The 5,515-nt window shown below is 63.7% G+C and carries 6 protein-coding genes and 1 pseudogene; 1 reads left to right on the plus strand and 6 read right to left on the minus strand.

What is annotated here, in order from left to right; translation table 11 throughout:
- The 6 genes from ACT4OC_RS25690 to ACT4OC_RS25715 all read right to left on the minus strand — a co-directional run.
- Positions 1–700: esterase/lipase family protein (locus ACT4OC_RS25690; protein WP_444841850.1), on the minus strand; the 700-nt coding region annotated here is incomplete at its 3' end.
- Between the two features lie 187 nt (positions 701–887).
- Complete coding sequence (locus ACT4OC_RS25695) at positions 888–2,180, minus strand: DUF445 domain-containing protein (RefSeq protein ID WP_444841851.1); 1,293 nt, start codon at positions 2,178–2,180, stop codon at positions 888–890.
- 225 nt (positions 2,181–2,405) lie between these two features.
- A complete protein-coding gene (locus tag ACT4OC_RS25700) occupies positions 2,406–2,882 on the minus strand; it encodes a phasin (protein WP_444841852.1) in 477 nt (158 codons plus the stop codon).
- A gap of 203 nt (positions 2,883–3,085) precedes the next feature.
- Positions 3,086–3,679, minus strand: coding sequence for a GNAT family N-acetyltransferase (locus ACT4OC_RS25705; RefSeq protein WP_444841853.1), 594 nt, complete (start codon positions 3,677–3,679; stop codon positions 3,086–3,088).
- Positions 3,676–4,758 (minus strand): alpha/beta fold hydrolase, encoded by a 1,083-nt coding sequence (locus ACT4OC_RS25710; protein ID WP_444841854.1) that lies wholly within the window; start codon positions 4,756–4,758, stop codon positions 3,676–3,678. The genes ACT4OC_RS25705 and ACT4OC_RS25710 overlap by 4 nt, the downstream gene beginning before the upstream one ends.
- Positions 4,755–5,138, minus strand: coding sequence for a hypothetical protein (locus ACT4OC_RS25715; RefSeq protein ID WP_444841855.1), 384 nt, complete (start codon positions 5,136–5,138; stop codon positions 4,755–4,757). The genes ACT4OC_RS25710 and ACT4OC_RS25715 overlap by 4 nt, the downstream gene beginning before the upstream one ends.
- Before the next feature lie 198 nt (positions 5,139–5,336).
- Here ACT4OC_RS25715 and ACT4OC_RS25720 point away from each other — a divergent pair.
- A pseudogene (locus ACT4OC_RS25720) lies at positions 5,337–5,515 on the plus strand (alpha/beta hydrolase); the annotation flags it as partial.

A 5,515-nucleotide genomic window follows, 5' to 3' on the forward strand; every position in this document is an offset into this window, starting at 1 on the left:
TCTGCGCGAGGCGATCGGCAACTGCATAGACCGCGGCCGGGTGATGGCCCATGCCGCAATGGCTGCTCTCGACCTCGATGCTCTCGGCCATGGCCGAGGACGGCTCGCGGCAGCCCTGCCAGGCGCAAATGCCGTCGGTGCGGGAAAAGATCGCCGTGGTCGGCACCGGCGGTGCGCTCGCCAGCGTTCCGCCGAAGCGCGGATCCTCGTCGTCGGCGCGGCGGCCGCTTGCCATCTCGTAGACGCGCCATGCATTGGTCGCCTTCGGGCTGGAGGCGAACGGGCTGCCGAGCGTAATCACCTGGCGCACGCGATCCGGCATCATCTTGGCGAGCTGGCGCGCATAGAGGCCGCCGAGGCTCCAGCCGACCAGCGAAATCTTGCGGCCGTGGCCGTCGCTCAGTTCCTGCACGAGATCGACCATGGCGTGCTGCACGCCCGGACGGAGACCGAGGTTGCGGCCCTGCCGCCAGCCGCTGACGGCGTAGCCGCGCGACTTCAGGAAAGAGCGCAGCGGACGCGTGGAAACGTCCGAGGCAACGAGGCCCGGCAGCACCAGCACGGGATGGCCGTCGCCGCGCGGCGCGAGGCTCAGCAGTGGCAGAGCCCCAATGAAGGCGCCGAGTTCATGAATGGCTCGCCCTTCCAGAAACATCAGGCTTCTGGACGGCGGGCGAAGCGTCTGGGCAGCAACGGACATCGTATCTCCTGTTCAGGCCCGCCCCTTACGTCTCGGCAGCGGGCCGTTTGGGCTCGGAATGACGCAAACGCAGCAGAATCGTTCCGCGACGCAACATTGTTGCCCAAAAGCTATGGAACTGTTTTGGGCTATTCAAGCCGAGGCGGAACCGGAGTCGCGAATTATAGTGCTTGCCGTGATGAAATAGTCACACGAGCCGCAGCAGGTATTCCAGCGTGTAGAGCGCAAGTCCCGCCAGCCCGCCGATCAGCGATCCATTGAAGCGGATGTACTGCAGGTCCTTGCCGACGTTGATTTCGATCAGCGAGATCAGCTGCGCCATGTCCCAGCCCTTCACCTGATCGGCGATGAAGGTGGAGACGCCGCTCTTCTGGTCGGCGATGAAGCTACGCAGCACAGCGACGAGGCCCTGGTTGATTTCGGCGCGCATCTCGGCGTCCCCTGCCAACGCCTCACCGGCCTCGACCAACATTTTTGCCAAATGCTGCTGCAGCACCTGGGTCTCGCCGGATGCGCTACGCTCGATGAAGGAGCGCGCATTTGACCAGACGTTGCGGGCGAGATCGCCGAGCTCCGGCCGCGCCAGGATATCGCGCTTCAGCCCGTCGATACGTTTGGCAAACGCCGGATCGCTGCCGAGCTTGTCCACCAGCGACAGCAGCATGCGGTTGAATTCGTCGCGGAAGGGGTGATCGGGATCGCTCCGTACTTCCTCGAAGAAATGGGTGGCCGAGGCCACGATGCGGTTCACCAGGAAGCGGTCGGCGCGATAAAGCCTGAGCAGGGTCGGCAATTCGGCGCGAATGCGCTCGCGGATGGTGGTCATCGTCTCCGTGCTGGTCAGCGTTTGATGCAGCGTACGCAGGAGATCGTCGAGCAGGCCGCGATGCTTTCCCTCCTGCACGAAGGAGCGCAGCGTGCCGGCGGCAAGCGGCGCCAGATCGATCGCCATCAATTGCGAGGTAACGCGGCGGGTGATGAAGGTCATCAGGCCCGAGCTTTCGGTGGCGCTGAACGCTTCGGGCAGAAGGCGCAGCACGAAGCGCGCCAGGTCCTCGCTCTTTTTGCGGTCGCGCAGCCAGTCGGCAACGAAGGAGGCGAAATCGACCTGGCGCAGTTTTGCCTCGACGGGCGCAGCTTCCAGGAAATGCACCTCGATGAATTCGCCGAGCTTGTCGGCGATGCGATGCTGGTTGCTCTGGATGATGGCGGTGTGCGGGATTGGCAACCCCAGCGGCCGCTTGAACAGCGCCACCACTGCGTACCAGTCGGCGAGCCCGCCGATGGTGGCGGCTTCCGCAAACGCCGCGACAAAGCCGAAAGCGGGATGCACCGGCAGCATCCACTTCGCGCCGATGAATATGGCGAAGGTGAAGGCCAGTACTGATGTCGCCAGCAACTTCACGCGGCGCAGTTCCACGGCGCGCGCGGCATCGCCGGGCGGGTCGATCACGAAGCTGCTGGGGAGAGTCAGAGTCATGAGGGCTTTCGAGGATTGCGCCGCAGCCAGCCATCCCGTCATTGCGAGCGAAGCGAAGCAATCCATGTCAGCCGAAGCAAAGACTGGATTGCTTCGTCGCTTCGCTCCTCGCAATGACGAGGATCGGCCGCCGCCTGGCAGTCAAAGCTGATCTATGCCGATATCGCCCAAAAAGAAGGCCCGCCGAAGCGGGCCTTCTACGCATACACACTCGGCTACGCGAAATCAGGCGGTCTTGCTGTAGACCTTGGAGAAGTTGTCCTGCGCGGTCTTCGCACCGTCGGTGACGAGCTTGCCGACATACTCGGCGGTCGCCTTGGCGCGGGAGACGAGGACTTCGCCGCGGGCGCGGGCGAGGTCGGACTGGATCTGGTAGGCCTCGCTCAGCGACTTGGCCGAAGCCAGCTTGTCGATGCCGGCGAAGAACTCTTCCGCGTCCTGGTACATCGCCTGCTGGATGTTGCGGCTGATCTTGGCGGCCTCGGTGACCGAACCGGCAACGGCGGTCTCGATGGCGGCCGTGACCTTCTCGGAGCCGGCGTAAGCCTCGGCGGCGCGCTCCTTGGCGGTCTCGGCCTGCTTCTTCACGAACTCACGGGCGGCTTCCGGAACTTCCATGTTCTGGAGCTTGGTGAACGCCTCGGTGACGGGCGCGAAGGCTTCCTTGACGGTGTTCAGCACGGAATTGGTCTCGGTGGTCATTGGGGTCTCTCCATCCTCAGGTTTGAGCAACGGGGCTCACCCCGTCCGGATTGGCCCGGGGCATGAGCTTTGTGACACAGTTAATGGTGCGTCGCAACAAATATGTTGCAGCGCGATATCACGAACTCGTGATCGATGGGTTTTAGGCGATTTGCCTGCTTGGCCGGCGGAATCGTTCCCTGCCTGGAACCTCGGCAGCGGGATTAGTGCTGGACGGCCCCCGGGAGACCGTAGGCCTCCAGCTGCGCCGCAACCAGCGCCACATTGTGCCCGAGCACGACGATATCGTGCTTTTTGCCGGCGACGTCCCGGACGTGGTCGCGCAGCAGGGCCTCGGCCTTGAAGCCGAGGCTCTCGAACAGGGCGATGGCGGCCTGCTGGTCGACCGTCATCTGAACCGAGAGCTTTTCCAGCCCCGCACAGAGCGCCAGCGCAAAGGTCTCCTGCGACAGCGCCTTGCCGAGCCCCTGCCCGCGCACCTCCTGCGACACCACCATGCGAATCTCGCCGACATGGGTCGACCAGGAATAGGGGTCGCGCACCAGCGTGCCGCAACCGACCACCCGGCCTTCCTTGATCGCCAGAAGACTGACGATGTCGCCGCGCTCGATTTCCTTGACCCAGGCCGACAGCACCTTGGGCTGGCTGATATTGCGCGGCAGGAACAGGAGGTCGTGGGTCGGCAGCGCCCGGGCGAAGCCGAGCACGGCGGCTTCGTCGGCGCGCGACATCAGGCGGAATTCGATGTCGCCGGCATCGGTCTGGATATGGCGGGGATAGGAGCGCGTTTCGGTCATATTGATCTTCCACCTAGCCAGGAGTCGAGTTTCGGCCACAGCCGCCGGATCGCGTTGGGCCCGGCGACGAGGCTGACGTGACCGCCCTTGAGGATCACTTCTTCCTTGTCGCTCGAGCCCACCTTCTTGATCAGGTGCTTGGCCGCGTCATAGGGCACGATGTGGTCGTGTTCGGCAACGGCATGCAGGAGCGGCACCTTGATCTTGTCGATTTGGGCGGCGCGCCCGCCGACGGTCATGGTGTCGTTGAACAGCTTGTTGTCCCACATCAGGTCCTTGGTGATGGTGCGGAAATATTCGCCCGCAAGCGGCAGCGTGTCGGTCGCCCAGCGGTCGAACATCCGGTACGACTTCACGAACTCGTCGTTCCATATGTTCTCCCACAGCTGCACCTGGCTCGCCGCGCGAGAGGCCGGCCGCAGCATCTCGAAGGATTGCAGGATCAGCTCCGGCGGCACGTTGCCGACGCTGTCGACCAGGCCGTCGACGTCGAAATAGCGGCGGTCGGAGAAATTGTTGAACAGCTTCATCTCGCGGAAATCGATCGGCGTAGTGAAGCAGATCAAATTCTTCATCGGGCCGTCGTGGAAGATCGAGCCGTAGAGCAGCGACAGCACGCCGCCGAAGCAATAGCCGATCACGGTGACGTCCTCGACGCCGGAATCCTCCTGCACGCGGCGCACGGATTCCGGGATGAAGTTGAGGACGTAGTCCTCCATGCCGAGCGACTTCTCTTCCGGCTTCGGCGCGGTCCAGTCCAGCATGTAGACGTCGTAGCCGCGCCTGAGCAGGAATTCGATGAAGCTCTGGCCCGGCACCATGTCGAGGATGTAGCCGCGGTTGGTGGTCGCCATCACGATCAGGATCGGCACACGGTATATTTCGTCCGCCAGCGGCCGGTAGTGATAGAGGTTCATGGTGCCGCGGCTGATCAGCACGTCCTTCGGCGTTGAGCCGAGCGCAGGGCCGGAGGTCGACAGATATTCGACGCCCTTGATGCTGCGCTGGATTGCGCGCTGCACCTCGGTCTGGACCCGATCCGAGATCGACGCGAAATCCAGTCCCGTCGGCGCGTTCATTTCTGTTCTCCCTCGGCCGAGGGCGGGCGCTTGGTGCGGGGCGGCATCGGCGTGCCCACGCCGCCGGCCGAGACGCCGGATGCCTTGCTCATCTGGTTGAGCAAGGCCCGGATCTCGCTGAGCTGGGCCTCGATCGATTGCAGGCGCTCGGCCATGCCGACCATCTGCGCCCGGCTCGGCAGGTTCATGCTGACGAGATATTTCTCCATCCACTCGCCGAGCTGCTTCTGCGCGCCCGCGGTGGCGCCGCCGACCTGGTTCATCACCTTGGAGAATTCGGGCGAGGACATGGCCTGGTTGGCGAAGGAATTGAATCCCTTCTCCATCTCGCCGATCATGTTCTGCCACATCGCAACGGGATCGTTGCTCTTGTCGGCCATATCCTCTCCCTCCAGAATTGGGCCGCGAGTTCCGGCTTGTGTCCGCCCGCCTCGCTGTTCTTGTTTTTTGCCATACCACACCGTTGCGGCGGACCGGTCAACAAGGCGATGGCATCGCGGCATCGGAAAGCCTTCTGCGATGCCATAAACCGTGTCATACAGTCCCCATCATAAGGATACCACCAGGGGGCGCCTGTCGTGCCGTCGTCAGACCACCAGCCGCCGCAGATCGCCCGCGTCAACGGCATCGAGATCTGCCACGAGATCTTCGGCGACGCCAATGCCGAGCCGATCGTCCTGATCATGGGTCTCGGCGCCCAGATGATCCATTGGGACGACGACTTTTGCCGGCAGGTCGCCGGGCGCGGCTTCCGGGT

Source organism: Bradyrhizobium sp. (genome assembly GCF_052389815.1).
In the GTDB taxonomy this organism is placed as follows: domain Bacteria; phylum Pseudomonadota; class Alphaproteobacteria; order Rhizobiales; family Xanthobacteraceae; genus Bradyrhizobium.